Origin of the sequence: Aeromonas sp. SE22, from assembly GCF_038739755.1 — a bacterium.
GTDB lineage: Bacteria > Pseudomonadota > Gammaproteobacteria > Enterobacterales > Aeromonadaceae > Aeromonas > Aeromonas jandaei.
This window is the reverse complement of record NZ_JBCGFD010000008.1, coordinates 80236-104013: the sequence shown is the minus strand read 5'-3', so window position 1 is coordinate 104013 and position 23778 is coordinate 80236. Positions and strand designations below refer to the sequence as shown.

Below are 23778 nucleotides of genomic sequence, written 5' to 3'. Positions count from 1 at the left end.
TGGCTGTTCAAGGAATATTCATTGAAATGCCGGTCTCACTCCTTATACTGGATCCACCTGTTTCCAGCCGTGGATTTGACACTATGGAATACAACACTTCAGAACTGTGCGACATCTATCAGGACATGGTGGATGTGCTCGAACCCATGCTTTGCTCCTTCGGCGGCCGCGCCTCTTTCGGCGGCGTCATCACCACCGTCAAGTGCTTCGAATCGAACGGTCTCATCCGTGAGCTCGTCAAAGAGAACGGCGTTGGCCGGGTGCTGCTGATCGATGGCGGTGGCTCCATGCGCCGCGCCCTGATCGACAGCGAGATAGCCACCACTGCCGCTGAAAACGAGTGGGAAGGGATTGTCTGCTACGGCTGCGTCCGCGAAGTCGATATCCTCGAAGATCTCGACATCGGCATTCAGGCGCTGGCAGCCATTCCGGTCGGTGCCGACAGCAAGGATGTGGGGGAAACGGATCTGCCGGTCAATTTTGGCGGAGTCACCTTCCTGCCTGACGATCATCTCTACGCCGATACCACAGGGGTGATCCTCTCCCCCGAGGCACTCGACATCGAGTAAGCCAGCAGCATGATGACGGGAGCAACTGCTCCCGTTTTTTATGCCCGCAATTTGCCGAAACCGGAGCAAAAAAGAGGGCCAGATAAACTGGCCCTTAACTGGAAGCAATGTGAGCAATGTCGTGCCTTCACAAGAAGTCCATCACGTTGGAACGGATGAGGCCTTTCCCGGAAAACAAGTTAACGATAATCATTCTCATTTAATTGAGCAAGCTTTATTTGCCAATCAGGCAAAAAAATTGGCCACCGTTAAGGGTGGCCAATTTCATCAGGCTTGTCGGACTGCGGATTGCAACCCAGGCAATCCCGCCTCTCCAACCAGCTTGCGACTGAGATAGCGCAACAGCACGCCGTAGAGCGGCACGAACAAACCAAGGCTAATCAGCAGCTTGAACACATAGTCCACGGTCGCGATCTCGACCCAGTGCTCCGCCATGAAGGGGTCGCTCGTGCGCCAGAAGGCCACGCTGAAGAAGGCGATGGTATCGACCATGTTGCCAAACAGAGTGGAAGCAGCTGGCGCCACCCACCAGTGCTTGAGCAGCCGCAGGCGGTTGAACACCACCACGTCCATAAACTGGCCCACCAGATAAGCCATAAAGCTGGCCAGCGCGATACGTGCCACGAATAGGTTGAATTCGGCCAGATGGCCCACCCCCTGGAAGCTCCCTTCAAAGAAGAGTACGGAGAGCACATAGGAGATGGCCAGTGCCGGCAGCATCACAGTCTGGATAATCTTGCGCGCCAGACCGGCACCGAAGATCCGCACCGTCAGGTCGGTCGCCAGAAAAATAAAGGGGAAGCTGAACGCACCCCAGGTGGTGTGAAAACCGAAGACGGTGATAGGCAGCTGAACCAGATAGTTGCTGCTGGCAATAACGAGGATATGGAACAACGACAGGCGAACGAGCGCCGTTTGGTACTGCTCAGGGGTCAGATTCATCTTGTGACCTTTTTGGTTAATGGGGTTAGGGAACCCATATCGCCACCATTGGCGATAAGCGAAGCGCGAGATTATACGCCCCGCACGCGATAGTTCAATCTTTATGCTGTCTGGCAAGCCAGAGCAGCGCCTCCCGATCTTCAGGACGTACCGCCTCCAACCAGCAGCCGCTGTAGTGCTCAAACTCCAGTCTGAACTGGCTCCCCTCGAAATCCAGCAACCAGCTATGGCGATCGGCACCGACATCCCGCTCCAGTGGATGCAGCTCCCACGCCTGCAGCAGCGCCCCGGCCAAGGCCGGAAAGGTGTCCCAATCGAGAGCGGGGCACGCCAGCATTACAACTCCGGCATCGCTATCTATCTGCTTGATCTGCCATCTCATTCCAAATCTCTCAGCTGCTGCAGGATAGCTCGCCACCGCAATACCATGCCGGTTGCGGGGTAGCGAGATCCTCATATTCGGGTTGCTCATCATAGGGGCGTTGCAAAGCGGCAAACAAGCGCTCGAACGGCTGCATATCGCCCGCCTCGGCAGCATCGATCACCTGCTGGGCCAGCGCATTGCGCAGCACATATTTGGGATTGATGGCATCCATCCGCGCCTTGCGCACACTATCTTCGCTTCCTTCCCGCACCAGCCGCTCCCGGTAACGAGTCAACCACCCCTGCCACGCAGCGGGGTCGGCTAATAACACCAGCAAGGATGCCGGCCATGCCCCCTCTCCCGTCACCTCACCGAGACGGCGCAGGAACAGGTGGTAATCCACTTTGTTAGCCGCCAGCAACCGGAACAGCTCGCGGAACAGCGCCGGGTCATCCTCCTCCCACACTGCCAGCCCGAGTTTGGCCCGCATCAGTTCGGAGTAGTGCAGCATCAACTGCTGTTCGTACTGGGCCAACGCAGCAGCCAGCACATCACCGTCTACATGCCCCGCCAGTGCCTGTGCCAGCTTTTGCAGATTCCAGTAACCGACCGCGGGCTGCTGATCCAGCGCGTAGCGGCCCGCAGGGTCCGAGTGGTTGCAGACAAAGTCCGGCACGTAGGCATCGATAAAGCCGTATGGCCCGTAATCCAGCGTCAAGCCGAGCAGCGACATGTTGTCGGTATTCATTACCCCGTGACAGAAGCCCGCCGCCTGCCATTTGGCAATCAGCCGCGCGGTGCGTCGCACCACTTCGGCAAACAGTTCGGCACCACTCTCCTGTTCGGGGAAGTGGTGGCGCAGCAGATAGTCGATGAGTGGCGGGATCTTCTCTCCCTGCCCGCTCCAGGCGAAATACTCGATATGGCCGAAGCGCAGATGGCTGGGGGCGGTGCGCAGCACGGTCGCCCCGGTCTCCACCTGTTCGCGGTAAACGGGCTCCTGGCTGCCCACCAGCACCAGCGCCCGGGTGGTCGGTATGCCAAGGGCATGGAGCGCTTCGGAGGCCAGATATTCGCGAATGCTCGAGCGCAATACGGCGCGGCCGTCACCAAAGCGGGAAAACGGCGTCTTTCCTGCCCCCTTCAGATGGAGATCCCAGCGCAAGCCATCGGGCGCCAGCTGCTCACCCAACAGCAGTGCCCGGCCATCGCCAAGCCTTGGGCTATAGCCGCCGAACTGATGGCCGGCATACACCTGCGCCACCGGCTGCATGCCGGGCAGCAATTTTCCCTCACCACAGCAGGCGATCCACTCAGACTCGCTGACGCCTCCCAACCCCAGCTCATCCAGCAAAGCGCGGTTGAGGTGAAGTAGCCGGGGTTGTTGTAGCGGCTGGGGCACCACAGGTTCACAGGCCCAGGGCAGTTCGCTCGCAAAAGTGTTGATCAGCTTCATGGTTGTGCCATTCATCCCTGAGTATGCTCGTGTCAATCTTTATACTGCCGTCAGCAGGCTGTCCGCCAACCGGCAATCCTCATTTGTTCAATTCAAGGAGAAGAAGATGCAAAAGTGGCTTTATGCCCTGCCCCTGCTGGCTCTGGCCTGGGTTCATCAGGTCAAGGCAGCCGATATCGAAGCGGGCAAGACCAAAGCGGCCGTCTGTGCTGCCTGTCACGGCGTGGAAGGCAAGGCGATAATCCCCAACTACCCCCATCTGGCCGGGCAGAATGCCGCCTATCTGGTGAAACAGCTGAAGGCTTTCAAGGATGGCAGCCGCAAAGAGCCCCTGATGGTTCCCTTTATGGCGCCGCTCACCGATGCGGATATGGAGAATCTGGCGGCCTATTACGCCAGCCTCAAGTAATCTGCTGCACCCGGCTGTCGGGCGCCTCCCCGTTGGCGAAGCATCCATTCGGCCGTGCTTCGCCAAGCTTTCTTACCTTCGGCAATAGTCGATGATCAGGTCCATAAAGGCTTCCCCGAAACGCTCCAGCTTGCGGTGACCGACGCCGTTGACCGCTAGCATTTCCTCCTCGGTCATCGGCATCAGCTGTGCCATCTCCACCAGTGTGGCATCGTTGAATACCACGTAGGGCGGCACCTCTTCATCTTCGGCAATCTGCTTGCGCAGGGCGCGCAGCTCCTTGAACAACCGCTTGTCATAGTTGGCATTGTCGAGCAGACCGTTGCGCTTCTCCTTGCGGCTGGAGATAGGCTGCAAGCGGGGCACTGCCAGCTCCAGCTTCACCTCGCCACGCAGTACCGGACGGGCCGCTTCGGTCAACTGCAGCACCAGATTGCGGGTGATGTTCTGGGTCAGCAGCCCCTTGTGGATCAGCTGGCGGATCACGCTCATCCAGTATTCGTGGCTCTGATCCTTGCCGATGCCGTAGGTCGAGAGCTTGTCGTGGCCGTGATCCTTTATGCGCTGGTTCAGCGACCCGCGCAGCACCTCTACCACATAACCCACCCCGAAATTCTGTCCCACCCTCCAGACGCAGGAGAGCGCCTTCTGGGCATCTTCGGTGCCATCATAACTTTTGGGCGGATCGAGACAGATATCGCAGTTGCCACAGGGCTTGTCGTTGTACTCGCCGAAATAGTTGAGCAGCACCTGACGGCGGCAGGTCTGCGCCTCGGCAAAGGCGGCCATCACGTTGAGCTTGTACTGCTCCACCTGCAACTGCTGGGGGTTCTCGATGTTGTCGAGCAGGCGGCGCACCCGGCCGATATCGGCGGGATCGTAGAGCAGCAGCGCCTCGGCGGGAGTGCCATCGCGCCCGGCGCGACCGGTCTCCTGATAGTAGGATTCGATGTTCTTCGGGATGTCGTAGTGCACCACGAAGCGCACATTGGGCTTGTCGATGCCCATACCGAACGCCACCGTCGCCACCACGATCTCGATGTCGTCCTTGAGGAAGGCATCCTGGGTCTGCTGGCGCTGCTCGAGCGGCAGCCCCGCATGATAGGGCGCCGCCTTGCAGCCGTGGCGGGATAACCGCTCGGCCACCTCCTCCACCCGGTTGCGACTGGAGCAGTAGACGATGCCGCAGTTGCCCTTCTGACTCTGCACGTAACGCAGCAGCTGCTCGGCCGCCTTGAACTTCTCCACCAGGCTGTAGCGGATATTGGGACGATCGAAGCTGGCAGTGTGGATAAAGGGAGCGTTGAGTTCCAACCGGTGCAGCATGTCGCTGCGGGTCGCCTCGTCGGCGGTGGCGGTGAGCGCTACCACCGGCACCTGTGGGAACCACTGTTTTAGCCGCCCCAGCGCCGCATACTCAGGCCGGAAATCGTGGCCCCACTGGGAGACGCAGTGCGCCTCGTCGATGGCGAACAGCCCGAGCGGCAGCTCGGCCAGCCGGTCCATAAACTCGTGCTGCAGCAAGCGCTCGGGGGAGACATAGACCAACTTGATCTCGCCACGACGCATGGCAGCGAAGTTCTGGATCATCTCCTCCCGACTGAGGGCCGAGTTGATGTAGACCGCCGCTACGCCGTTGGCGCGCAGGCTGTCGACCTGATCCTTCATCAGCGAAATAAGGGGAGAGACCACCACCCCGAGCCCGGGCCGCAGCAGTGCCGGGATCTGGTAGCAGAGCGACTTGCCACCACCGGTGGGCTTGAGCACCAGCGCATCGCGCCCCGCGACGATCTGCTCGATAATCTCGAGCTGACCCGGCCGAAACTGCTGATAGCCGAAGACCGCCTGCAGCAGGGCAAGCGGACTCTCTGGCTGAGGATCTGGCAGGGTTTCGGCAATCGCGGTCATGGGCTCTCCTTTGGGGTCGCCATTCTAAAGCAGCCGCCGCCCACAATAAACCTGCCATTGCGACTGTTAAGGAACTGTTGCAGACTGGCTGGAGCTTTTACTCGGCTTTGCAAACAGGAATCGGATTCAAGGAATGAAACAGATGCTCAAGAAGATGGCGCTCAGTGGCATTGCCAACCTGTTCGCTGAAAAGATGCCCTTCAACAAGTTGATCGGCATGCAGGTGACCCACTACGACTTCGACCGGGTGGAGCTGCGCATCAAGATGGAGGAGAAGCTGATCGGCAACCCCTTCCACAACATCCTGCACGGTGGCGTCACAGCAGCTCTGCTCGACGTGGCGGGCGGCATGATAGTCGCGGCCTCCTGCATCGACGATCTGGAGGATTTCTCCCCCAGTTATCTCAAGGAACGCTTCTCCCGCCTCGGCACCATAGATCTGCGGGTGGACTATCTGCGGCCGGGGCGCGGCAACGAGTTTATTGCCACCGCCCACATCATCCGGGCCGGCAGCAAGGTCGCGGTAGCCCGGATGGAGCTGCACAACGAAGAGGGCACCCATATCGCCTTTGGGACCGGCACCTATCTGGTGGGCTAAACGCCATTAATGCATAAAAAGCACTCTGCTAATCCACTTTTAATCATTAGATTCCCTACCCCCTCTGGCTAAAGCAGGTCCATACTCATAGTCGGGATTGTGTGCAGAGGGAGGATTGCAGGTGATGAGTGCGAAACTGGCCATCAAACCATCCAGAGCCTTGTTGACACAGCTCGAGTCCATGCTCGACGAGGTGCAGACACCCGAGTGTCGCCACTGGTTGGAACAGGAGCTTGAGGGGTATTCTCTCTCCTCACCCCTGCCTTGGTATCGCATCGTCCCCTGTCGGCAACGCGGTCACTTTCTGGACCTGAAGACGGGAAAATATTTGACCTGTCACATCAACAGTCAAACGCTAAGCCAACGCGATCTGGCCCAAATTCAGTTCATTTATGCCCGTGAACCCGCCGCCCACTATTTGCTGCAACGCAATTCCGGTATTGAGCCCTGGCCAGAACAGCTGCTGGAAGATTATCAGGAGCAGTTGATCCCCGGTCACCTATGCCTGCAAGCCTGGCATGAGCCCGTGATTTCATTACGTGAACAACTGATGGAGGGAATCGAACATTTTATTTGTGAGTACCCCAAACACGCGGCCTTGCTGCCCCAACACAGTTTAAAGGCTTTGCGGCATCAGCACTGGCATATCTGAACAAGCGCCTGGCGCGCAAGGAGGGCACCATAGACAAGAGCCATAACGAGATTGCCACAATCTAGAGTGCCGGAGTCAGAATAGACTCCACCAATGGGCCACCAAGCGGTGGCCCTTTTAATATCTGTGGTTTTGCTTCGGCCCCGCATACAGCAAGTGAAATCACTCGGCCAATTTTCAGGTCGGCAGGTCGGCAGGTCGGCAGGTCGGCAGGTCGGCAGGTAAAGTGAAGCGAGAAAGCAGGAAAGCGAAATGCAAAAAGGCCGCTCTATTGAGCGGCCTTTTCAAATTTGGTCGGTGTGAGAGGATTCGAACCTCCGACCCCTTCGTCCCGAACGAAGTGCGCTACCAAGCTGCGCTACACACCGATGTCTGCGGGACGGGAATTTACCGAAAGGGCCGACCCGACACAAGCCTTTTTTGCATTTAAAGGGAAAAAAAGTGCCGTTCGCTCAACTATTCAGCACTCGTCGCCCCCGTTTACCGAAATGCAGCCGGATGGTGACATTCCGCTAACTCTGCCTCAAGGCAAGCGCAGCGACTCGGGGCCCAGCAGACGACGTTGCCAGTCAGCGACTGTGCCGTGCTCCAGCCAATCAGCCGCATGCTGACGCCAGTTGGGCGAGAGGGACGGATTCTCCAGCAGCAACAACAGATCCACTTCGTTGCGTACCTGATTGAACAGGATATCGGCGGTGCGCTTCACCGTCAGCTCCGGGTAAGGCCTGTCTACCAACTCCATGGTCGCCTCGGGTGCAATCATCCCCTCCTCCAGCACCCGCAGCAGCCAGCCACAACGGCCGCTCAGCTGCATCACCTGCGATATCTGGCCATAGCCAAAGCGCTGGTTGAGCTTGAAGCAGGGCGATCTGGGCTGACTTATCTGGATGAGTGCCTCACCAAGTCGATAGACATCGCCAATACAGGCCTGCATCTCGGTCAGCCCGACACCGGACAGGTTCTCGCCAAAGGCGGCGGGTTGCCAGGGAGTGCGGGGAGCAGGAAGACCCAGCGCAGTTTGCCAGGTCTGCCACCAGGGATAATGGTCAGCTGAATAGAAATGGAGTGCCCGATCCGGGCCGCCGTGATGACGTTGATCGCTCTGCTCATCCTCTTCCAGACCGGCAAAAGTGCAACGAACCGGCACAGTCACCGGCTGCTTGTGGATGGCAGAGACAAGGCCGGGCACCAGCTCGGTGCCGCGGCCGCTAAAAAGGGAGATCCGCATTCTCATCCTCCGGGTTGACGAGAGAGTGCGGATCTTAACACGAGGTCAGGCAACCGCCTGCATCTGGGTGGTCATGGCGATCTCGGCACGGCGGCGCTTCTCCGCCTTGGCCATCAGATACCAGCTGCCAAAGGTAAACAGCGATACCGACAACAGGATCAGGCTGGCGACCGCGTTGATCTCCGGTTTCACCCCGAGCCGCACCGCCGAGAAAACCTCCATCGGCAAGGTGGTCGAGCCCGGGCCAGATACGAAGCTCGCCAGCACCAGATCATCGAGCGACAGGGCAAACGACATCATGCCGCCTGCCGCCAGCGAGGGGGCGATCATCGGGATGGTGATCAGGAAGAACACCTTCCACGGTTTGGCCCCCAGATCCATGGCTGCCTCTTCGATGGAGAGATCCAGCTCGCGCAGGCGGGCCGACACCACGATCGCCACATAAGCGGTACAGAAGGTGGTGTGGGCGATCCAGATGGTCAGCATGCCGCGCTCGGCAGGCCAACCCACCAGCTGGGCCATCGCCACGAACAGCAGCAGCAGCGACAGACCGGTAATCACCTCGGGCATCACCAGCGGCGCCGTCACCATGCCGCCGAACAGGGTGCGGCCACGGAAGTGCGGGATCCGGGTCAGCACAAAAGCCGCCACCGTCCCCAGCGCCACTGCCGCAATCGCGGTATAGAAGGCGATCTCCAGCGAGCGCAGCACCGAGCCTATCAGCTGCTTGTTGTCGAGCAGGCCAAAGTACCACTTGAGCGACCAGCCCCCCCATACCGTCACCAGCTTGGAGGCGTTGAAGGAGTAGATCACCATGATGACCATGGGTAGATAGATAAACAGCAGCCCCAGCCAGAGCATCAGCTTGGCAAAACCAAAACGTCTCATCATGCCTTGCCCTCCAGCTCTTTGGCCTGGTTACGGTTGAACAGGATTATGGGGATGATCAGCACTGCCAGCATCACCACCGCCAACGCAGAGGCCACCGGCCAGTCGCGGTTGTTGAAGAACTCCTGCCACAGCACCTTACCGATCATCAGTGTCTCCGGGCCGCCAAGCAGTTCCGGGATAACAAACTCCCCCACCACCGGAATGAACACAAGCATGCAGCCGGCGATAATGCCGTTCTTGGAGAGCGGCACCGTGATCTGCCAGAAACGGGTCAGGTTGCGGGCTCCCAGATCGGATGCGGCCTCCAGCAGGCTCTGGTCATGCTTGACCAGATTGGCGTAGAGCGGCAGCACCATGAATGGCAGGTAGGAGTAAACGATGCCAATATAGACCGCCAGGTTGGTATTGAGGATCTGCAGCGGCTCGTGGATAAGACCGATGCTCAGCAAGAAGCTGTTGAGCAAGCCGTTGTTGCTGAGAATGCCCATCCAGGCGTAGACCCGGATCAAAATCGCGGTCCAGGTCGGCATCATGATGAGCAGCAGCAGAACGGTCTGGGTCTCCTTGTTGGCCCGAGCGATGGAGTAGGCCATCGGATAGCCGATCAGCAAACAGAGGATGGTGCTGATAAAGGCCATCTTGAGCGAACCGAGATAGGCGGCGATATAGAGCTCATCCTCCTGCAACATCAGGTAGTTGCCCATGTTGAGCAGGATAGTGAGCTGGTTGTCGGCCCAGCTCACCACGTCGGTGTACGGCGGGATCGCCACATCCGCTTCGGCAAAGCTGATCTTCAGCACGATGATGAAGGGCAGCAGGAAGAAGAGGAACAGCCAGAAGAAGGGGATGCCGATCACCAGCTGGCGACCCCACACATGCTTCAGTCGTCTCAATGCCTTCATGATTGCAGCACCACGCCGCTGTCATCTTCCCAGTAGAGGAACACCTGGTCATCCCAGGTTGGCCGTTTGCCGTGGCGTTCGGCATTGGCGATGAAAGCCTGAACGATTTTACCCGAGGGCAGTTCGATGTGATAAACCGAGTGGCCGCCCAGATAGGCAATGTCGTAGACCTTGCCCTTGGTCCAGTTGAAATCCGGATGCTCGATCTCCGCCGGTTTTTGCAGGCTCATCAGCAGCTTCTCCGGGCGCAGGGCGTAGGTAACCTTCTTGTTCTCGGCACGGGAGCTGATGCCGTGGCCCACATAGATGGGCTGCTCCAGATCGGCACAGGCGATGATGGCGTGGTCCTGCTCATCCTCCACCAGCAGACCGTCGAACAGGTTGACGTTGCCGATGAACTCGCACACCAGCCGGCTGGCCGGGGTTTCGTAGATATCCATCGGGCTGCCGATCTGCTCGATGCAGCCGAGGTGCATGATGGCGATCCGCTCGGCCATGGTCATCGCCTCTTCCTGATCGTGGGTCACCATGACGCAGGTAACCCCGACCCGTTCGATGATCTCGACCAGCTCCAGCTGCATCTGGGAGCGCAGCTTCTTGTCGAGCGCCCCCATGGGTTCATCCAGCAGCAGCAGTTTGGGGCGTTTGGCCAGCGAACGGGCCAGCGCCACCCGCTGGCGCTGGCCACCGGAGAGCTGGTGCGGCTTGCGGCGGGCATACTGGGTCATCTGCACCAGCTTGAGCATCTCCTCCACCCGGGCATCGATCTCCGGCTTGGGCAGGCCATCCTGCTTGAGGCCGAAGGCGATATTTTGCGCCACCGTCATATGGGGGAACAGGGCGTAGGACTGGAACATCATGTTGATGGGACGCTCGTAAGGCGGCATATCGGTGATGTCGACACCATCGAGATAGAGCCGCCCCTCGGTCGGACGTTCGAAACCGGCCAGCATCCGCAACAGGGTCGACTTGCCGGAGCCGGAGCCACCGAGCAGGGCGAAGATCTCCCCCTTGTTGATGTTGAGCGATACGTTATCGACAGCCAGCGTTTCATCGAACTGCTTGCTTACCCGATCAATCTTGACCAGCACTTCTTTACGCTGCTGGCTGCCCTCGAGGGCTTTCTTGTAGGCACTGGAGGCTATCGCCATTACCAAACTCCCCAACGTGATATCGACCTCGCGGCCGATCCATAAAAGCAATTTGGCGCCCCCGAACGGGCACCAAGGTTAGGTTCCGGACTTGACCTTGCTCCAACTCCGGGTCATCAGCCGCTGGATTGCACGAGGATGTTCCTGAGAGACATAGAGTCGTGCCAACACCGGCTGCGGTGGATAAACAGATTGATCATCGCGCACCTTCTCATCCATGAACGCCGCCGCCCTGGCATTGGGATTCGCATAGCCCACATAGTTGCTGACCTTGGCGATCACCTCGGGCTGGAGGACGTAGTTGATGAGGGCGTGCGCCTCTTTGACATTGGTGGCATCGGCCGGGATCGCCATCATGTCGAACCAGAGATTGCCCCCCTCCTTCGGGATGCTGTAGGCAATTTTCACCCCCTTGCCGGCCTCGTTGGCCCGCGCGGCGGCCTGCAAAATGTCGCCGGAAAAACCCGCCGCCACGCAGATATCGCCGTTGGCGAGATCACCGATGTACTTGGAGGAGTGGAAGTAGGCGACATAGGGGCGCACCTTGAGCAGCTGCTCTTCGGCCCGCTTGATGTCCGCTGGCTCATGGCTGTTGGGGTCGAGCCCCAGATAGTTGAGGGCGGCAGGGATCATCTCGTCGGCGGAGTCGAGGAAGGCGACGCCGCAACGGGAGAGCTTCTCCATGTTTTCCGGTTCGAAAATAACCGCCCAGGAGTCGATCTTGTCGACCCCCAGCACGGCCTTGATCTTGTCGACGTTGTAGCCGATACCGTTGGTACCCCAGAGATAGGGCACGGCGTATTGATGGCCCGGATCCACCTTGTCGAGCTGGCTGAGCAGCACCGGATCCAGGTTGGCCATATTGGGCAGCAGGGATTTGTCCAGCTTCTGGAACGCTCCCGCCTTGATCTGTTTGGCCAGAAAGTTGTTGGAGGGCACCACCAGATCATAACCGGTACGCCCCGTCAGCAACTTCCCCTCCAGGGTCTCGTTGGAATCGAACACGTCATAGACGGTCTTGATCCCGGTCGCCTGCTGGAAATCGCTGAGGGTGGTCTCGCCGATATAATCAGACCAGTTGTAGAAATGGAGTTCAGGTGCTGCCTGAACGCCACTTGCCAACCCCATGGTCAGGGCAATGGTTGCCAATCTGGTTGTATGCACGGTTTCAGTTCTCCTGTGTTTAGTGGTTGACCGTCTGCGCATCCTCTCGCGCGGCCCATCCCGAAAGATGGCATCACTACCCTCCCGGCCGAACTGCGGACCGGGAGGGGCACTCGTCACTTACTTGCCGGACTTGATCTTGGTCCAGCTGCGCGTCATCACACGCTGCACCTTGGCCGGCAGATCCGGGAAGGTGTAAATCTTCTGCATGGTCTCTTCGCTCGGATAGATACCCGGGTCGTTGCGGATCTCCGCATTGACCAGCGGGGTCGCCGCCTTGTTGCCGTTCGGGAATTTCACCATGTTGGTGATGTTGGCGATCACCTCGGGCTTCATCAGATAGTTGATAAAGACGTGGGCGGATTCGACGTTCTGGGCATCGGCCGGGATGGCGATCATGTCAAAGAAGCTGCCCGCCCCCTCTTTCGGGATGGTGTAGGTCAGCGACACGCCGTTGTTGGCCTCCGCCGCCCGCGCCTTCGACTGCTGCAAGTCACCGGAGTAACCGACCGCCACGCAGAGGTTGCCGTTGGCCAGATCCGAGATGTACTTGGAGGAGTGGAAATAGGCGGTGTAGGGACGGATGGAGAGGAACAGCGCCTCGGCCTTCTTCAGCTCGTCCGGCTTCTGGCTATCCGGCTTGAAGCCCAGATATTGCAGGGCGGCCGGCAGCATTTCGGTCGGCGAGTCGAGGAAGGAGACACCGCACTCCTTCAGCTTGGCCATGTTCTCCGGTTTGAACACCAGATCCCAGGAGTTGACCGGCGCATCGGCCCCCAGCACCGCCTTCACCTTCTCGGGGTTGTAGGCATAGCCGATGGTGCCCCACATGTAGGGGATGGAGTACTGGTTGCCCGGGTCACTCGGCTCGAGCGCCTTGAGCAGGGCAGGATCCATGTTTTGCCAGTTGGGAAGCTTGGACTTGTCCAGTTTCTGGAACACGCCCGCCTTGATCTGCTTGGCCAGGAAGGGGTTGGACGGCACGACGATGTCATAGCCCGATTTGCCGGCCAGCAACTTGGCCTCCAGCACCTCGTTGCTGTCGAACACGTCATACACCACCTTGATGCCCGTCTCTTTCTGGAAGTTATCCAGCGTATCCGGCGCGATGTAGTCGCTCCAGTTGTAGACGTGCAGCACCTTCTCGTCGGCCATTGCTCCGGCACTTGCCATGACCAGAGCCACAGAGGCAGCGATCACTCCCGTTTTGAAAGACATCATCCTTGTCTCCTAAGCAAATTGTATGCGCATGCCAACCTGCCCGGCCGCACCTCAACCCTTCAGCTTGGCGGCTGTCAGATCCAGACTGAGCCTGGCGAGCTTGACCAATTCATCAACCTGTTCCTCGGTGATGACCAAGGGGGGCGATATGATCATGGTATCGCCTACCGCCCTCATCACCAAGCCATTGTTAAAGCAGAACTCCCGGCAGGTCATCCCCGCATTTGCGTGCGCCGGGAAACGCTGGTTGGTCTGTTTGTCCTGCACTATTTCCAGTGCGGCAACCAGTCCGCGGCCACGGGTTTCCCCTACCAGCGGATGGTCGGCCAGCTCCGCCCAGCGGCGCTGCAAATAGGGGCCGATGGTATCATGGACGCGCTTAACTATGCTCTCCTTTTGCATAAGCTGGATATTGGCAACCGCCACCGCACAGGAGACCGGGTGACCCGAATAGGTGAAGCCGTGGTTGAACTCGCCCCCCTCCTCCACCAGCACCCTGGCGACCCGGTCGCTTACCATGACGGCACCGAGCGGCAGGTAGCCCGAGGTAATTCCCTTGGCCAGACACATCAGATCCGGCTTGATGCCAAACCCTTCGCTGGCAAACCAGTGACCGGTACGGCCAAAGCCACAGATCACCTCGTCGGCGATGAGCAGAATGCCGTAGTGATCGCAGATGCGCTGGATCTCGGGCCAGTAGCTGTCGGGCGGAATGATGACGCCGCCCGCTCCCTGGATCGGCTCGCCGATAAAGGCAGCTACCTTGTCCACCCCCAGCTCCAGAATCTTCTGCTCCAGCTGACGAGCCCGCTCCAGTCCGAATTCGTGGGCACTCATCCCCTGCCCTTCACCGAAGTGATAGGGCTGATCGATATGGACTATGCCGGGAATGGGCAGGTTGCCCTGCTGATGCATCCCCTTCATGCCGCCCAGACTCGCCCCCGCCACGGTCGAGCCGTGATAGGCGTTGTGGCGGCTGATGATCACCTGCTTCTCCGGCTGCCCCTTGCTGGCCCAGTAGTGGCGCACCATCCGCAGCACAGTGTCGTTGCACTCGGAACCTGAGCCGGTAAAGAAGACGTGGTTGAGATGGGATGGCGTCACTTCGGCCAGCAGGGTGGCCAGCTCGATCACCGGCGGGTGCGCGGTCTGGAAAAAGAGGTTGTAGTAGGGAAGCTGCTCCATCTGTCTGGCCGCGGCATCCACCAGCTCCTGCCGACCATAACCCATGTTGACGCACCAGAGTCCCGCCATGCCGTCCAGAATGCGCTTGCCCTCGGAGTCTTCCAGATAGACGCCACTGGCCTTGGTGATGATACGGCTGCCCTTCTTGTTCAGGGCCTGAAAGTCGGTAAAGGGGTGCAGGTGGTGGCTGGCATCCTGTTGCTGCCACTCACGGGTAGTCTGTTGCATTGTTAGCTCCTCGGTTCCTTCGATTTAGCTGGTTCTGTTCGTCACATAATCAGGAGGGCTACCACTCCCGCAGTCACGGCCACTTTCGGGCGGCCTACGGCTGCAGCGCGGCTTGCTCCTCGCGTTCTTAATTCGAGCCAAAAACTGTTATCAACCATGCAACCAGAGCGGTGGCGAGCCACTTTTCGCTCACAACCATCCGCGGGGGAAGGCACTCCTCCATCCCGTATTACCGGTTACAGGCAGGGGAGGCTGCCTGCCTCCCCGATTCGGACGATGCGTGGCCGGCACGCATCCGGGTCAGACGTTCAGCAGCAGGAACTCGCGCTCCCAGCGGCTGATCACCCCGAAGTAGGTCTCGTACTCTTTGCGTTTGACCGCCACAAAGGCACGGGTAAAGCGCTCGCCCAACATCTCCTTGATGGGATCACACTGCTCCAGATGGCTCAGCGCCTCCTCCAGTGAACGGGGCAGGCTGTAGGGCAGCTCGTAGGCGCTCGATTTCATCTCCGGCAACGGCTCCAGCTTCTCCATCATGCCGAGATAGCCGCACGCCAGAGTGGCGGCCAGCGCCAGATAGGGGTTGGCATCGGCACCGGCGAAGCGGTTCTCCACCCGGCGGGCACTGGGATCGGAGAAGGGCACGCGCAGGCCGCAGGTGCGGTTTTCCACCCCCCACTGGACGTTGCGCGGCGCGCTCTCGCCGAAGGTGAGGCGGCGGTAGGAGTTGACGTTGGGAGCCAGCAGCGCAGTCACCGCCGGGGTGTACTTCTGCAGACCGGCGATGAAGTGCATGAACAGCTCGGAGTTGCCACCATCCGGGGTACCGAACAGGTTGCGGCCGTTCATATCCTCGAGACTCTGGTGGATGTGCATGGCGGAGCCCGGCTCGTTGCTCATCGGCTTGGCCATGAAGGTGGCGTAGATGCCGTGGCGGTGGGCGGCCTCGCGCATGGTGCGCTTGAACAGGAACACCTGATCGGCCAGATCGATGGCATCCCCGTGCAGGAAGTTGATCTCCATCTGGGCGGCGCCTGATTCGTGGATCAGGGTATCCACCTCCAGCTCCTGCGCCTCGCAGTAGTCATACATATCCTCGAAGATGGGGTCGAATTCGTTGACCGCATCGATACTGAACGACTGGCGGGCGGTCTCCGGGCGACCGTTGCGGCCGACCGGCGGCATTAGCGGATAGTCGGGATCTTCGTTGCGGGTGACCAGATAGAACTCCAGCTCAGGCGCCACCACAGGTTTCCACCCCTGCTTCTCGTAAAATGACAAAACGCGACGCAGCACGGAGCGCGGCGCGATGTCGATCAGCTTGCCGTTGACGTCGAAACAGTCGTGGATCACCTGGGCAGTAGGCTCCAGCGCCCAGGGGACAAAGCGGATGGTATTGGGGTCGGGATAGAGCTGCATGTCCCGCTCCAGCGGGTCGATCATGCTGTCGTCATCCGGATACTCACCTGTCACTGTCTGGGTGAAGATCACCTCGGGCAGTCGCATGCCCCCTTCGCGCAAAAACTTGTTGGCTGGAATGATCTTGCCCCGGGCGTTGCCGGTGAAATCCGGGAACAGACACTCCACTTCCGTGATGCGATTGCTCTCCATCCAGCCCTTGATACTGTCCATGTTAAACCCCGACTCTACGGTTGCCATTGGCAAGGGTGTCTAATATATGGAACACCCTTGTTATAAAATTGTAATCAACACCACCATAAAAGCCCGCCATCAAGGGCAATGTCAAGGGTGTGTGTTTAAAAAACTATAAATAACGGCGCATATAATGACCAATGCGGCACCAAATACTAAACACTCGTGGCCTCGCCTCTCGCCAGTGCAAAGCCGGTGCCAACCGGCCAGAACCAGATGTCAGATCCCGTCAGATCAGCCGCTAAAGAGGCCATTTTTTTGCAAAGGCGCACAATCCGTATCCTATTTGCTTTGCTTGGCTGCTTTTTTTTGGTACAAGGCCCGCCCTGATTTGCACTCTCTTGCATGAAAACGGTGCAAATCGGGATACAAGGGCTTGGTCTGCAGGCAGACAGCCCCCATAAACAGGGATAATTGGGTTAGTAAACTGACTGGTAGTAAATCGTATGTGTGATTTCATGACTGAAGACCAACTGGCCTTTTACAAGGGACAGATCGAGCGCCAGATCCTCGAACTCGAAGATCGCCTCAACTCCCAGGCCAGCCAGGCCATCGCCACCGACACCAACGAGATGGCCGATGAAATTGACCGTGCCAGCATCGAGGAAGCCCGCCGTCTGGAGCTGAACCGCATCGAGCACGACAAGCTGCACCTGCGCAAACTGCGCGGCGCGCTGAAGCGCATCAGCGAAGGGGATTTCGGTTACTGCGAATCTTGCGGCGACGAGATCTCTCTCAAGCGTCTGCATGCCCGTCCGGAGTCCCGTTTCTGCGTCGAGTGCCAGAGCACCAAGGAATTCAACGATACCCACGTGTTCCGCCGCGTCGCCTGATCCCTCTCCGGGAAATCACTCTCCTCTGGCAGCAATAGGCGGTCGGCAGACAAGGGCCAACGCCCGAATCTTGCACACTGCGCCGCAGCAAGAGGGTGAAAAGTTCTGTTAGACTCCGGGCACGTCCCGGACTCTACAGGAGAACAGAGAGTGAAATGGCTCATCAAACTGTGTTTGTGCCTGCCGCTGCTGGCACAAGCACAGGTTCTGACGGTCAAAGTGCCCAGTCGCCCCGTCAACAATCTCGATCAGGAGTACCAGTACAAGCTGCTGGAACTGGCCCTGACCCACTCCGGCCCCCCCTTTCGCATCCAGCCCGTCGAGCTCGATCTCAACCAGTTCACCCTCCAGCAGCAGCTGAGCAAGGGCAAGACCATCAACGTCTTCTGGATGGGCACCTCCAGCGCGCTCGAATCCTCCCTGCTTGCCGTCCCCATTCCGCTGTTTCGCGGGCTGGAAGGGCTGCGCCTCTCCTTCATTCACGCTGATGCCCAGGAGAAGTTCAACCAGATCAATACCCTGGCTGATTTGAGACAGATGAAAGCGGCGCAAGGAGTCGGTTGGGCCGACAACAAGATTCTGGAAAGTGCCGGCATCCCGACCTACTCCGGTCGTTTCAGCAGCCTGTTTCGCCTGATCAACGACGGCGACAAGGTCGATTTCTTTCCGCGCGCCATGGTGGAGATCTTCGCCGAGCGCAGCGAGCTGGTGGCGCAATATCCCAACCTCGCCATCGAGCAGCATCTGCTGATCCGCTACCCCTTCGCCCAGTTCTTCTTCGTCAGCCCCAAGTACCCCGAGCTGGCCAAGGCGATCCAGACCGGCCTTGAGCGGGCCTATGCCGACGGCAGCTTCATGCAGTTCTTCCGTGAAAACCCGAAGATCCGCGAAGCGCTGGCCAGCGCCAATCTCGACCAGCGGGTCACCATCCAGCTGCCCAACCCCGATATGACGCCGTTGCTCAAGAGCATCCCGGCGCAGTATTGGGAGTATCCCCCGCAGTGATAAGCTGCCAGCCGCCCCGTCAGGGGCGGTGCTGTTTTTGTTCCTATCAAAGCTGATGCAGCCGGACTCCCCGCTTGGGATCGGGCAAGCACTTGTGACAGCCGCTGACGGGCGCAGAGCTGCGCCTATGGCGGGATCCGGCTAGCTATAAGTTAAAATTGGGCCATAAAGGCAAAACCCATAAATTAAATTTATAGCGATACCAAAGCCTCGCAAACAAACGGTCAGCACGGGTCACAGGCCCGTCAGAGCCATCGCCCGATCCAAACCATTTCTCTTGCATCACCCCTTACCGCTATCTGATCAGAACGCGGCATGGGCCGGCGTTGCCATCTGGCATTGGTCGCTCGCTTCCGCCATCATGCTTGCGATGCCGCCCCCGTTTACCGCGGGTGGCCAGAGCAGCAAACCAGAGCGTGCGCCAGGGAGGTGCCATGAAGGGAATCGAAGAGTGGTTTGAGGAGTACGGCCAGAGCCATCGCCATCCGGTCAACGTCGCCATCCACAAGCTGGCGGTGCCGGGCATCTATCTCTGCTCGCTGGGGCTGCTCTGGAGCCTGCCCGCCGGGCCGCTGCAAGCGGGGCTCAACTGGGCTGCGGTGGCCGCCATTCCGGTGCTGGCCTTCTACCTGCAGCTGTCGTTTGCCCTGTTCGTCGGGATGGCGGGGCTGACCGCGCTCGGGCTGGCCTGCTGCCACCAGTGGCAGGGGCCGCTGCTGTGGCCCGCGCTGTTTATCTTCGTGCTGCTCTGGATAGCCCAGTTTGTCGGCCACAGGATCGAGGGCAAGCGCCCCTCCTTCCTCGCCGACCTGCAATTTCTGCTGATAGGCCCCGCCTGGGTGCTTGCCAGCCTCTATCGTCGCCTGGGTATTCCCTATTGAGGGGGGCCGGGCCAACAGGAGAGACCATGTCATACCGCCACACTCTTAATTCACCTCTGCGCCGCGCCCTGCCCCTGCTGCTGGGCGCCCTGTTCGCCGGCCCGGCGCTGGCCGACAAGGCTGATACCGTCGGCGAGGTGAGTACCGCCTTCAAGCTGTTCGGCCCCAACCACAAGATCCTGGTGGAGGCGTTCGACGATCCCCGCATCGACGGTGTCGCCTGCTATCTGGCGCGCCCCAAGACCGGCGGCGTCAAGGGCGGGCTCGGGCTGGCGGAAGATCCCTCCCACGCCTCCCTCTCGTGCCACCAGATTGGCCCCATCACCCTGCCGGCGAAGCTGAAAGCGGGGGAAGAGGTGTTCGACGTCAGCACCTCGCTGGTGTTCAAGGAGCAGAAGGTGGTGCGCTTTTACGACCAGAAGCGCAATGCGCTGGTTTACCTGACCTACAGCACCAAGCTGGTGGATGGTTCGTACAAGAGTGCAGTCAGCGCCGTACCCATCATGCCGTGGGGACAATAACCAGCCGGTTTGTCCGGTGATAGTTGACTCGCTTTGTTGTAATTTAACTACAAATCATCTGCGGAGAGCACACCATGAAAGTCGCCGTATTCAGCACCAAGAGCTATGACAAAGAGCATTTCACCCAGGCCAACAGCCGCTTCGGCTTTGAACTGGAGTTCTTCGATGTGCGGCTGGAGGCCAAGACGGCCCGACTGGCCCACGGCTTCCCGGTGGTGTGCCTGTTCGTTAATGACGACGCCGACCGCGAGGTGCTGACCGAGCTGGCGGCCAACGGCACCAGGGTGATCGCCCTGCGCTGCGCCGGTTACAACAACGTGGATCTGGCCGCCGCCAGGGAGCTGGGGCTGAAGGTGGTGCGAGTGCCCGCCTACTCCCCCGAGGCAGTGGCCGAGCACGCGGTCGGCATGATGATGTGCCTCAACCGCCGCATCCACAAAGCCTATCAGCGCACCCGCGACGCCAACTTCTCGCTGGAGGGACTGGTCGGCTTCAACATGCACGGCCGCACCGCCGGCATCATCGGCACCGGCAAGATCGGCATCGCCACCCTGCGTATCCTCAAGGGGTTCGGCATGCGCCTGCTGGTGAACGACCCTTACCAGAATCCGGCTGCCATCGAGCTGGGGGCCGAGTATGTGGATCTCGACACCCTGTTCCGCCAGTCCGACGTCATCAGCCTGCACTGCCCGCTGTTCAAGGAGAACTACCACCTGCTCAATCAGGAGGCGTTCGCCAAGATGAAGGACGGGGTGATGATCATCAACACCAGCCGCGGCGGCCTGCTCGACTCCAACGCCGCCATCGAGGCGCTCAAGACTTCCCGCATCGGCGCGCTGGGGCTGGACGTCTACGAAGAGGAAGAGGATCTCTTCTTCTCCGACAAGTCCAACGAGGTGATCACCGATGATGTGTTCCGCCGCCTGTCAGCCTGCCACAACGTGCTGTTCACCGGTCATCAGGCCTTCCTGACCCGCGAGGCGCTGCACGCCATCGCTGACACCACCCTCGGCAACATTCAGGCTATCGAGATTCAGGGCCGCAGCGACAACGAGGTCGAGTAACCCCCCGCGCGCTACTGCAGCGCCTCATCTCTGCACGCCGGGTTGTGAGACCCGGCGCCATCGGGTAGGCTAGCTCCCCTTTTTTCCAAGGAGCTGACTGCCCATGTTTATCGGATTTGATTACGGTACCTCCAACTGTGCCGTGGCCGTGATGGAACAGGGCAGCCCGCGGCTGCTCAATCTCGGCCCCTCCCGCTACCTCCCCTCCACCCTGCACGCGCCGCACCGGGACGCCATCGCCGGCCTGCTGGCCGAAGGGCTGGCCGACAGCCAGCAGGCGGCCTATCTCAAGCTGCGCGGCCCCGTGGTGACCCGGGCCCAGGCGGTGCGACGCCAGATGCGCGAAGAGGGGCTGATCGACGAGCTGAGCTTTGGCGGTGCCGCGCTGGAGCGCTATCTGGAGGAGCCGGACGAGGGCTACTACATCAAGTCGCCGAAATCCTTCCTCGGCGCCTATGGCCTCAAGGCTCCCCAGATCGCCCTGTTCGAAGATATCGTCTGCGCCATGATGCTCCACGTCCGCCAGCAGGCGGAGCAGCAGCTCGGCGCCCCGATCCGTCAGGCGGTGATCGGCCGTCCGGTCAACTTTCAGGGCTTGGCTGGCGAAGAGAGCAACCGTCAGGCCATCGCCATTCTGAGCGAAGCGGCCCGCATCGCCGGCTTCGAGCAGGTGGAGTTTCTCTACGAGCCGGTGGCAGCAGGATTTGAATTCGAGGCGCGCCTCACCGAAGACGCCGTGGTGCTGGTGGTGGATATCGGCGGCGGTACTACCGACTGCTCCATGCTGCGGATGGGCCCGAGCTACCGTGACCGGCTCGATCGCACCGACGATCTGCTCGGCCACAGCGGCCAGCGGATTGGCGGCAACGACTTCGACATCCGCCTGACGGTGGAGGGGATGATGCCGCTGCTCGGCATGCACGAGGTGCTCAAAACCGGCAAGCCGCTGCCCCACCCGCTGTTCTGGGATGCAGCCGCCATCAACGACGTCAGCGCCCAGAGCCGTTTTTACAGTCTCGATACCGCCCGCCAGCTGCAGGATCTGCAGCTCGACAGCCAGCCCGGCAGCAAGCTGGGCCGCCTTGCCAACCTGCGGGCCCACAAGCTGAGCCACCAGCTGGTCTGGCGCGCCGAGCAGGGCAAGATCGCCCTCTCGGAGCAGGAGAGCAGCCGCCACTCCCTGAGCGAGCTGGAAAAAGGGCTGGAGGCAGAGCTGACCCGCGAGCAGCTGGCCGGCGCCTCGGCCCTGCTGCTGGAGAAGATTGGCGAGCTGATGGATGAGGCGATCGCCGCCGCCGGGGTGCAACCCGACCGCATCTTCGTCACCGGCGGTAGCGCCCGCTCGCCGCTGATCGCCAGCTTTATCCGCCAGAAGCTGCCGACCATCCCGCTCGAGGGTGGCGATGACTTCGGCTCGGTGGCCGCCGGTCTGGCCCGTTATGCCGATCGGATCTTCGCAGCCAAGCCCTGAATGGGGCTAAATCGTCAGAGTGTTGCCATTTAACGACACTCTGGCGGCAAAGGGGCGACAGAAGCGGTCGGTCGCCCCAGCTTCCGCCCTGCTACAGGGCAAGCAAACAGGCTATGCTTGCGGCTCCCATCAACCGGAGCCCCGCCATGTCCAGATTGTCACTCCTGCTCATCCCCCTCTTCCTGCTCGCCGGCTGCAGTTCAGCCCCCTTTGTCCGGCAGGATCTGCAACATCACCACTGGGTATTGAGCAAGCTGGATGGCGAACCGGTTGCCGCCTTGCGCGACAATCCGCCCGACTTCGAGATCGGCGAGCACTTCACCGTCAACGGCATCGCCGGCTGCAACCGCTACTTCGGTCAGGGCCATATGAAAGGGGACAAGTTCTGGGTCACCAGTCTGGGCAGCACCGAGATGGCCTGCATGCCCCCGCTCGACACCATAGAACAGGCCGTATTGACCACTCTGACCGAGGGGGCGACCCTGAGCGGCTCCAGCCAAGACCTGGTACTGCAGGGCAAACAGCACCGTTTGGAATACACCCTGCGCGACTGGGTGCTCTAGGGCTCACAAACCGGCATTACAAACAGGAACATGTTGCCCGGCTGTGGCACAATATGAGGCAGTGTTCGCAATGGAGGCTGCCTCAGCCATGTCGATGGATCGTCTGTTTGACAAGATCAAACAACTCCCCACCATTCCCAAGCTGCTGCACGAGTTGATGCAGAGCTTCAACGACGAGAATGCCCGCATCGACGAGATTGCGGCCAAGATCGCCATGGATCAGGTGATCAGCGTCAAGGTGCTGCGGATGGCCAACTCGGCCGCCCTGCGCCGTGGCAACGAAGTGACCTCCATCGATCAGGCGGTGATCCGCCTCGGCTTCAACCGGTTGCGCTCCATCGTGGTCGCCTCCGGCATCATCGGCAGCTTCAAGGCGCCCCCCAGCTTCGACAAGAACAAGTTCTGGACCGAGACCTTTCAGGTCGCCACCATCGCCAAGACGCTGGCGCAGGAGGCCAAGGTGCTCGACCCCGAGACCGCCTTTACCTGCGCCCTCATCCACAACATCGGCGAGCTGCTGATCCAGAGCACCTTGCCGGAAGAGGCGGAGCTCATCAATCTGGCGATCCAGAAGGGGAGCAGCCGGGTCGAGGCCCAGCGCGAGATGCTGGGCTATGACTATGCCCAGCTCGGTGCCGAGCTGGCGCGGCGCTGGAACCTGTCGGAGAGCTTTGTCGACGCCATCTCCCAGCAGCTGGATCCCCTCTCCCACGATCCGGTCAGCAAGGAGGCGGTACTGATCCGTCTGGCAGTGTTCATCTCCTTCGCCTGGAACGCCGGGGTGCCTGCCCAGGCCATCATAGCCCGCTTCCCCAAACCGCTCGCCGATCAGCTGGGACTGGATCCCAAGTCGCTGGCCGGCCAGCTCGAAACACTGCATGAACAGGGTAATGCCCTCGCCGATCTTCTGACTCAATAA

General features: G+C 60.0%; 24 protein-coding genes and 1 tRNA gene. 12 read left to right on the top strand and 13 right to left on the bottom strand.

The annotated features are described in order from the left end of the window. The first annotated feature begins 83 nt into the window (after nt 1-83). Nucleotides 84-569: a ribonuclease E activity regulator RraA gene (gene rraA, locus AAHA39_RS13780; protein WP_021138460.1), complete on the top strand. Its 486-nt coding sequence runs from the start codon at nt 84-86 to the stop codon at nt 567-569. A 267-nt stretch (nt 570-836) separates the two neighbouring features. Here rraA and AAHA39_RS13775 read toward each other — a convergent pair whose 3' ends face one another. The 3 genes from AAHA39_RS13775 to AAHA39_RS13765 all read right to left on the bottom strand — a co-directional run bounded on the left by AAHA39_RS13775 (nt 837) and on the right by AAHA39_RS13765 (nt 3331). Further along, nucleotides 837-1511, bottom strand: a complete 675-nt coding sequence (locus AAHA39_RS13775; protein ID WP_043850636.1) for a 7-cyano-7-deazaguanine/7-aminomethyl-7-deazaguanine transporter — start codon at nt 1509-1511, stop codon at nt 837-839. A 94-nt stretch (nt 1512-1605) separates the two neighbouring features. Next, nucleotides 1606-1893, bottom strand: coding sequence for a DUF3630 family protein (locus AAHA39_RS13770; RefSeq protein WP_042029509.1), 288 nt, complete (start codon nt 1891-1893; stop codon nt 1606-1608). Between the two features lie 10 nt (nt 1894-1903). Beyond that, nucleotides 1904-3331 carry a protein adenylyltransferase SelO gene (locus AAHA39_RS13765; protein WP_320656280.1) on the bottom strand — a complete coding sequence of 476 codons (1428 nt, stop codon included), beginning with the start codon at nt 3329-3331 and terminating at the stop codon, nt 1904-1906. A 106-nt stretch (nt 3332-3437) separates the two neighbouring features. On the opposite strand from AAHA39_RS13765, the gene AAHA39_RS13760 reads away from it, so the two are divergent. Further along, nucleotides 3438-3740, top strand: coding sequence for a c-type cytochrome (locus tag AAHA39_RS13760; protein WP_071913985.1), 303 nt, complete (start codon nt 3438-3440; stop codon nt 3738-3740). A 72-nt stretch (nt 3741-3812) separates the two neighbouring features. Here the strand turns inward: AAHA39_RS13760 and recQ are convergent, their stop codons facing one another. Continuing rightward, complete coding sequence (gene recQ / locus AAHA39_RS13755) at nt 3813-5648, bottom strand: ATP-dependent DNA helicase RecQ (RefSeq protein ID WP_071913983.1); 1836 nt, start codon at nt 5646-5648, stop codon at nt 3813-3815. Nucleotides 5649-5781: 133 nt separating this feature from the next. Between recQ and AAHA39_RS13750 the strand changes: the two genes are divergently transcribed. Next, on the top strand, nt 5782-6246 hold the full coding sequence (locus tag AAHA39_RS13750; RefSeq protein WP_182926811.1) for a thioesterase family protein: 465 nt from the start codon (nt 5782-5784) through the stop codon (nt 6244-6246). A 124-nt stretch (nt 6247-6370) separates the two neighbouring features. Then, nucleotides 6371-6898 (top strand): AbiTii domain-containing protein, encoded by a 528-nt coding sequence (locus AAHA39_RS13745; protein ID WP_033115627.1) that lies wholly within the window; start codon nt 6371-6373, stop codon nt 6896-6898. 291 nt (nt 6899-7189) lie between these two features. Here the strand turns inward: AAHA39_RS13745 and AAHA39_RS13740 are convergent. From AAHA39_RS13740 to AAHA39_RS13700, 9 genes are all read right to left on the bottom strand, one after another. Then, nucleotides 7190-7266: transfer RNA gene (locus tag AAHA39_RS13740), tRNA-Pro, on the bottom strand. Between the two features lie 155 nt (nt 7267-7421). Then, on the bottom strand, nt 7422-8126 hold the full coding sequence (locus tag AAHA39_RS13735; RefSeq protein ID WP_320656279.1) for an MOSC domain-containing protein: 705 nt from the start codon (nt 8124-8126) through the stop codon (nt 7422-7424). A 45-nt stretch (nt 8127-8171) separates the two neighbouring features. Beyond that, nucleotides 8172-9017, bottom strand: a complete 846-nt coding sequence (locus tag AAHA39_RS13730) for an ABC transporter permease subunit (RefSeq protein ID WP_370689175.1) — start codon at nt 9015-9017, stop codon at nt 8172-8174. Next, nucleotides 9014-9919 carry an ABC transporter permease subunit gene (locus AAHA39_RS13725; RefSeq protein ID WP_042029512.1) on the bottom strand — a complete coding sequence of 302 codons (906 nt, stop codon included), beginning with the start codon at nt 9917-9919 and terminating at the stop codon, nt 9014-9016. The genes AAHA39_RS13730 and AAHA39_RS13725 overlap by 4 nt, the downstream gene beginning before the upstream one ends. Further along, nucleotides 9916-11070 (bottom strand): polyamine ABC transporter ATP-binding protein, encoded by a 1155-nt coding sequence (gene potA, locus AAHA39_RS13720; RefSeq protein WP_156854326.1) that lies wholly within the window; start codon nt 11068-11070, stop codon nt 9916-9918. Before potA ends, AAHA39_RS13725 begins: the two co-directional genes overlap by 4 nt. A gap of 78 nt (nt 11071-11148) precedes the next feature. Next, on the bottom strand, nt 11149-12234 hold the full coding sequence (locus tag AAHA39_RS13715) for a polyamine ABC transporter substrate-binding protein (RefSeq protein ID WP_043850630.1): 1086 nt from the start codon (nt 12232-12234) through the stop codon (nt 11149-11151). A gap of 120 nt (nt 12235-12354) precedes the next feature. Then, nucleotides 12355-13452, bottom strand: a complete 1098-nt coding sequence (locus tag AAHA39_RS13710; RefSeq protein WP_082044092.1) for a polyamine ABC transporter substrate-binding protein — start codon at nt 13450-13452, stop codon at nt 12355-12357. A 54-nt stretch (nt 13453-13506) separates the two neighbouring features. Then, a complete protein-coding gene (locus AAHA39_RS13705; RefSeq protein ID WP_139394623.1) occupies nt 13507-14868 on the bottom strand; it encodes an aspartate aminotransferase family protein in 1362 nt (453 codons plus the stop codon). A gap of 300 nt (nt 14869-15168) precedes the next feature. Further along, the gene (locus tag AAHA39_RS13700; protein ID WP_041209747.1) at nt 15169-16500 is read right to left on the bottom strand and encodes a glutamine synthetase family protein; all 1332 of its coding nucleotides are present in this window, start codon (nt 16498-16500) and stop codon (nt 15169-15171) included. A gap of 467 nt (nt 16501-16967) precedes the next feature. On the opposite strand from AAHA39_RS13700, the gene AAHA39_RS13695 reads away from it, so the two are divergent. The 8 genes from AAHA39_RS13695 to AAHA39_RS13660 all read left to right on the top strand — a co-directional run bounded on the left by AAHA39_RS13695 (nt 16968) and on the right by AAHA39_RS13660 (nt 23778). After that, nucleotides 16968-17354: a TraR/DksA family transcriptional regulator gene (locus AAHA39_RS13695; protein WP_033115635.1), complete on the top strand. Its 387-nt coding sequence runs from the start codon at nt 16968-16970 to the stop codon at nt 17352-17354. Nucleotides 17355-17504: 150 nt separating this feature from the next. After that, a complete protein-coding gene (locus AAHA39_RS13690; protein WP_320656278.1) occupies nt 17505-18359 on the top strand; it encodes a hypothetical protein in 855 nt (284 codons plus the stop codon). Between the two features lie 434 nt (nt 18360-18793). After that, complete coding sequence (locus AAHA39_RS13685) at nt 18794-19240, top strand: Mpo1 family 2-hydroxy fatty acid dioxygenase (RefSeq protein ID WP_320656277.1); 447 nt, start codon at nt 18794-18796, stop codon at nt 19238-19240. Nucleotides 19241-19266: 26 nt separating this feature from the next. Further along, entirely contained in the window at nt 19267-19761 is a 495-nt protein-coding gene (locus AAHA39_RS13680; protein ID WP_041209750.1) for a CreA family protein, read from the top strand. Nucleotides 19762-19835: 74 nt separating this feature from the next. Continuing rightward, nucleotides 19836-20825: a 2-hydroxyacid dehydrogenase gene (locus AAHA39_RS13675; protein WP_320656276.1), complete on the top strand. Its 990-nt coding sequence runs from the start codon at nt 19836-19838 to the stop codon at nt 20823-20825. Nucleotides 20826-20928: 103 nt separating this feature from the next. After that, complete coding sequence (gene yegD / locus AAHA39_RS13670; protein WP_320656275.1) at nt 20929-22296, top strand: molecular chaperone; 1368 nt, start codon at nt 20929-20931, stop codon at nt 22294-22296. A gap of 146 nt (nt 22297-22442) precedes the next feature. Next, complete coding sequence (locus AAHA39_RS13665) at nt 22443-22859, top strand: META domain-containing protein (protein WP_201962845.1); 417 nt, start codon at nt 22443-22445, stop codon at nt 22857-22859. Between the two features lie 70 nt (nt 22860-22929). Then, complete coding sequence (locus AAHA39_RS13660) at nt 22930-23778, top strand: HDOD domain-containing protein (RefSeq protein WP_033115641.1); 849 nt, start codon at nt 22930-22932, stop codon at nt 23776-23778.

What these genes read in the sequence shown, in the direction of transcription:
- rraA (WP_021138460.1), top strand. Translation starts at nt 84, where the DNA reads ATGGAATACAACACTTCAGAACTGTGCGACATCTATCAGGACATGGTG.
- AAHA39_RS13775 (WP_043850636.1), bottom strand. Translation starts at nt 1,511, where the DNA reads ATGAATCTGACCCCTGAGCAGTACCAAACGGCGCTCGTTCGCCTGTCG.
- AAHA39_RS13770 (WP_042029509.1), bottom strand. Translation starts at nt 1,893, where the DNA reads ATGAGATGGCAGATCAAGCAGATAGATAGCGATGCCGGAGTTGTAATG.
- AAHA39_RS13765 (WP_320656280.1), bottom strand. Translation starts at nt 3,331, where the DNA reads ATGAAGCTGATCAACACTTTTGCGAGCGAACTGCCCTGGGCCTGTGAA.
- AAHA39_RS13760 (WP_071913985.1), top strand. Translation starts at nt 3,438, where the DNA reads ATGCAAAAGTGGCTTTATGCCCTGCCCCTGCTGGCTCTGGCCTGGGTT.
- recQ (WP_071913983.1), bottom strand. Translation starts at nt 5,648, where the DNA reads ATGACCGCGATTGCCGAAACCCTGCCAGATCCTCAGCCAGAGAGTCCG.
- AAHA39_RS13750 (WP_182926811.1), top strand. Translation starts at nt 5,782, where the DNA reads ATGAAACAGATGCTCAAGAAGATGGCGCTCAGTGGCATTGCCAACCTG.
- AAHA39_RS13745 (WP_033115627.1), top strand. Translation starts at nt 6,371, where the DNA reads ATGAGTGCGAAACTGGCCATCAAACCATCCAGAGCCTTGTTGACACAG.
- AAHA39_RS13735 (WP_320656279.1), bottom strand. Translation starts at nt 8,126, where the DNA reads ATGCGGATCTCCCTTTTTAGCGGCCGCGGCACCGAGCTGGTGCCCGGC.
- AAHA39_RS13730 (WP_370689175.1), bottom strand. Translation starts at nt 9,017, where the DNA reads ATGATGAGACGTTTTGGTTTTGCCAAGCTGATGCTCTGGCTGGGGCTG.
- AAHA39_RS13725 (WP_042029512.1), bottom strand. Translation starts at nt 9,919, where the DNA reads ATGAAGGCATTGAGACGACTGAAGCATGTGTGGGGTCGCCAGCTGGTG.
- potA (WP_156854326.1), bottom strand. Translation starts at nt 11,070, where the DNA reads ATGGCGATAGCCTCCAGTGCCTACAAGAAAGCCCTCGAGGGCAGCCAG.
- AAHA39_RS13710 (WP_082044092.1), bottom strand. Translation starts at nt 13,452, where the DNA reads ATGTCTTTCAAAACGGGAGTGATCGCTGCCTCTGTGGCTCTGGTCATG.
- AAHA39_RS13705 (WP_139394623.1), bottom strand. Translation starts at nt 14,868, where the DNA reads ATGCAACAGACTACCCGTGAGTGGCAGCAACAGGATGCCAGCCACCAC.
- AAHA39_RS13700 (WP_041209747.1), bottom strand. Translation starts at nt 16,500, where the DNA reads ATGGACAGTATCAAGGGCTGGATGGAGAGCAATCGCATCACGGAAGTG.
- AAHA39_RS13695 (WP_033115635.1), top strand. Translation starts at nt 16,968, where the DNA reads ATGTGTGATTTCATGACTGAAGACCAACTGGCCTTTTACAAGGGACAG.
- AAHA39_RS13685 (WP_320656277.1), top strand. Translation starts at nt 18,794, where the DNA reads ATGAAGGGAATCGAAGAGTGGTTTGAGGAGTACGGCCAGAGCCATCGC.
- AAHA39_RS13680 (WP_041209750.1), top strand. Translation starts at nt 19,267, where the DNA reads ATGTCATACCGCCACACTCTTAATTCACCTCTGCGCCGCGCCCTGCCC.
- AAHA39_RS13675 (WP_320656276.1), top strand. Translation starts at nt 19,836, where the DNA reads ATGAAAGTCGCCGTATTCAGCACCAAGAGCTATGACAAAGAGCATTTC.
- yegD (WP_320656275.1), top strand. Translation starts at nt 20,929, where the DNA reads ATGTTTATCGGATTTGATTACGGTACCTCCAACTGTGCCGTGGCCGTG.
- AAHA39_RS13665 (WP_201962845.1), top strand. Translation starts at nt 22,443, where the DNA reads ATGTCCAGATTGTCACTCCTGCTCATCCCCCTCTTCCTGCTCGCCGGC.
- AAHA39_RS13660 (WP_033115641.1), top strand. Translation starts at nt 22,930, where the DNA reads ATGGAGGCTGCCTCAGCCATGTCGATGGATCGTCTGTTTGACAAGATC.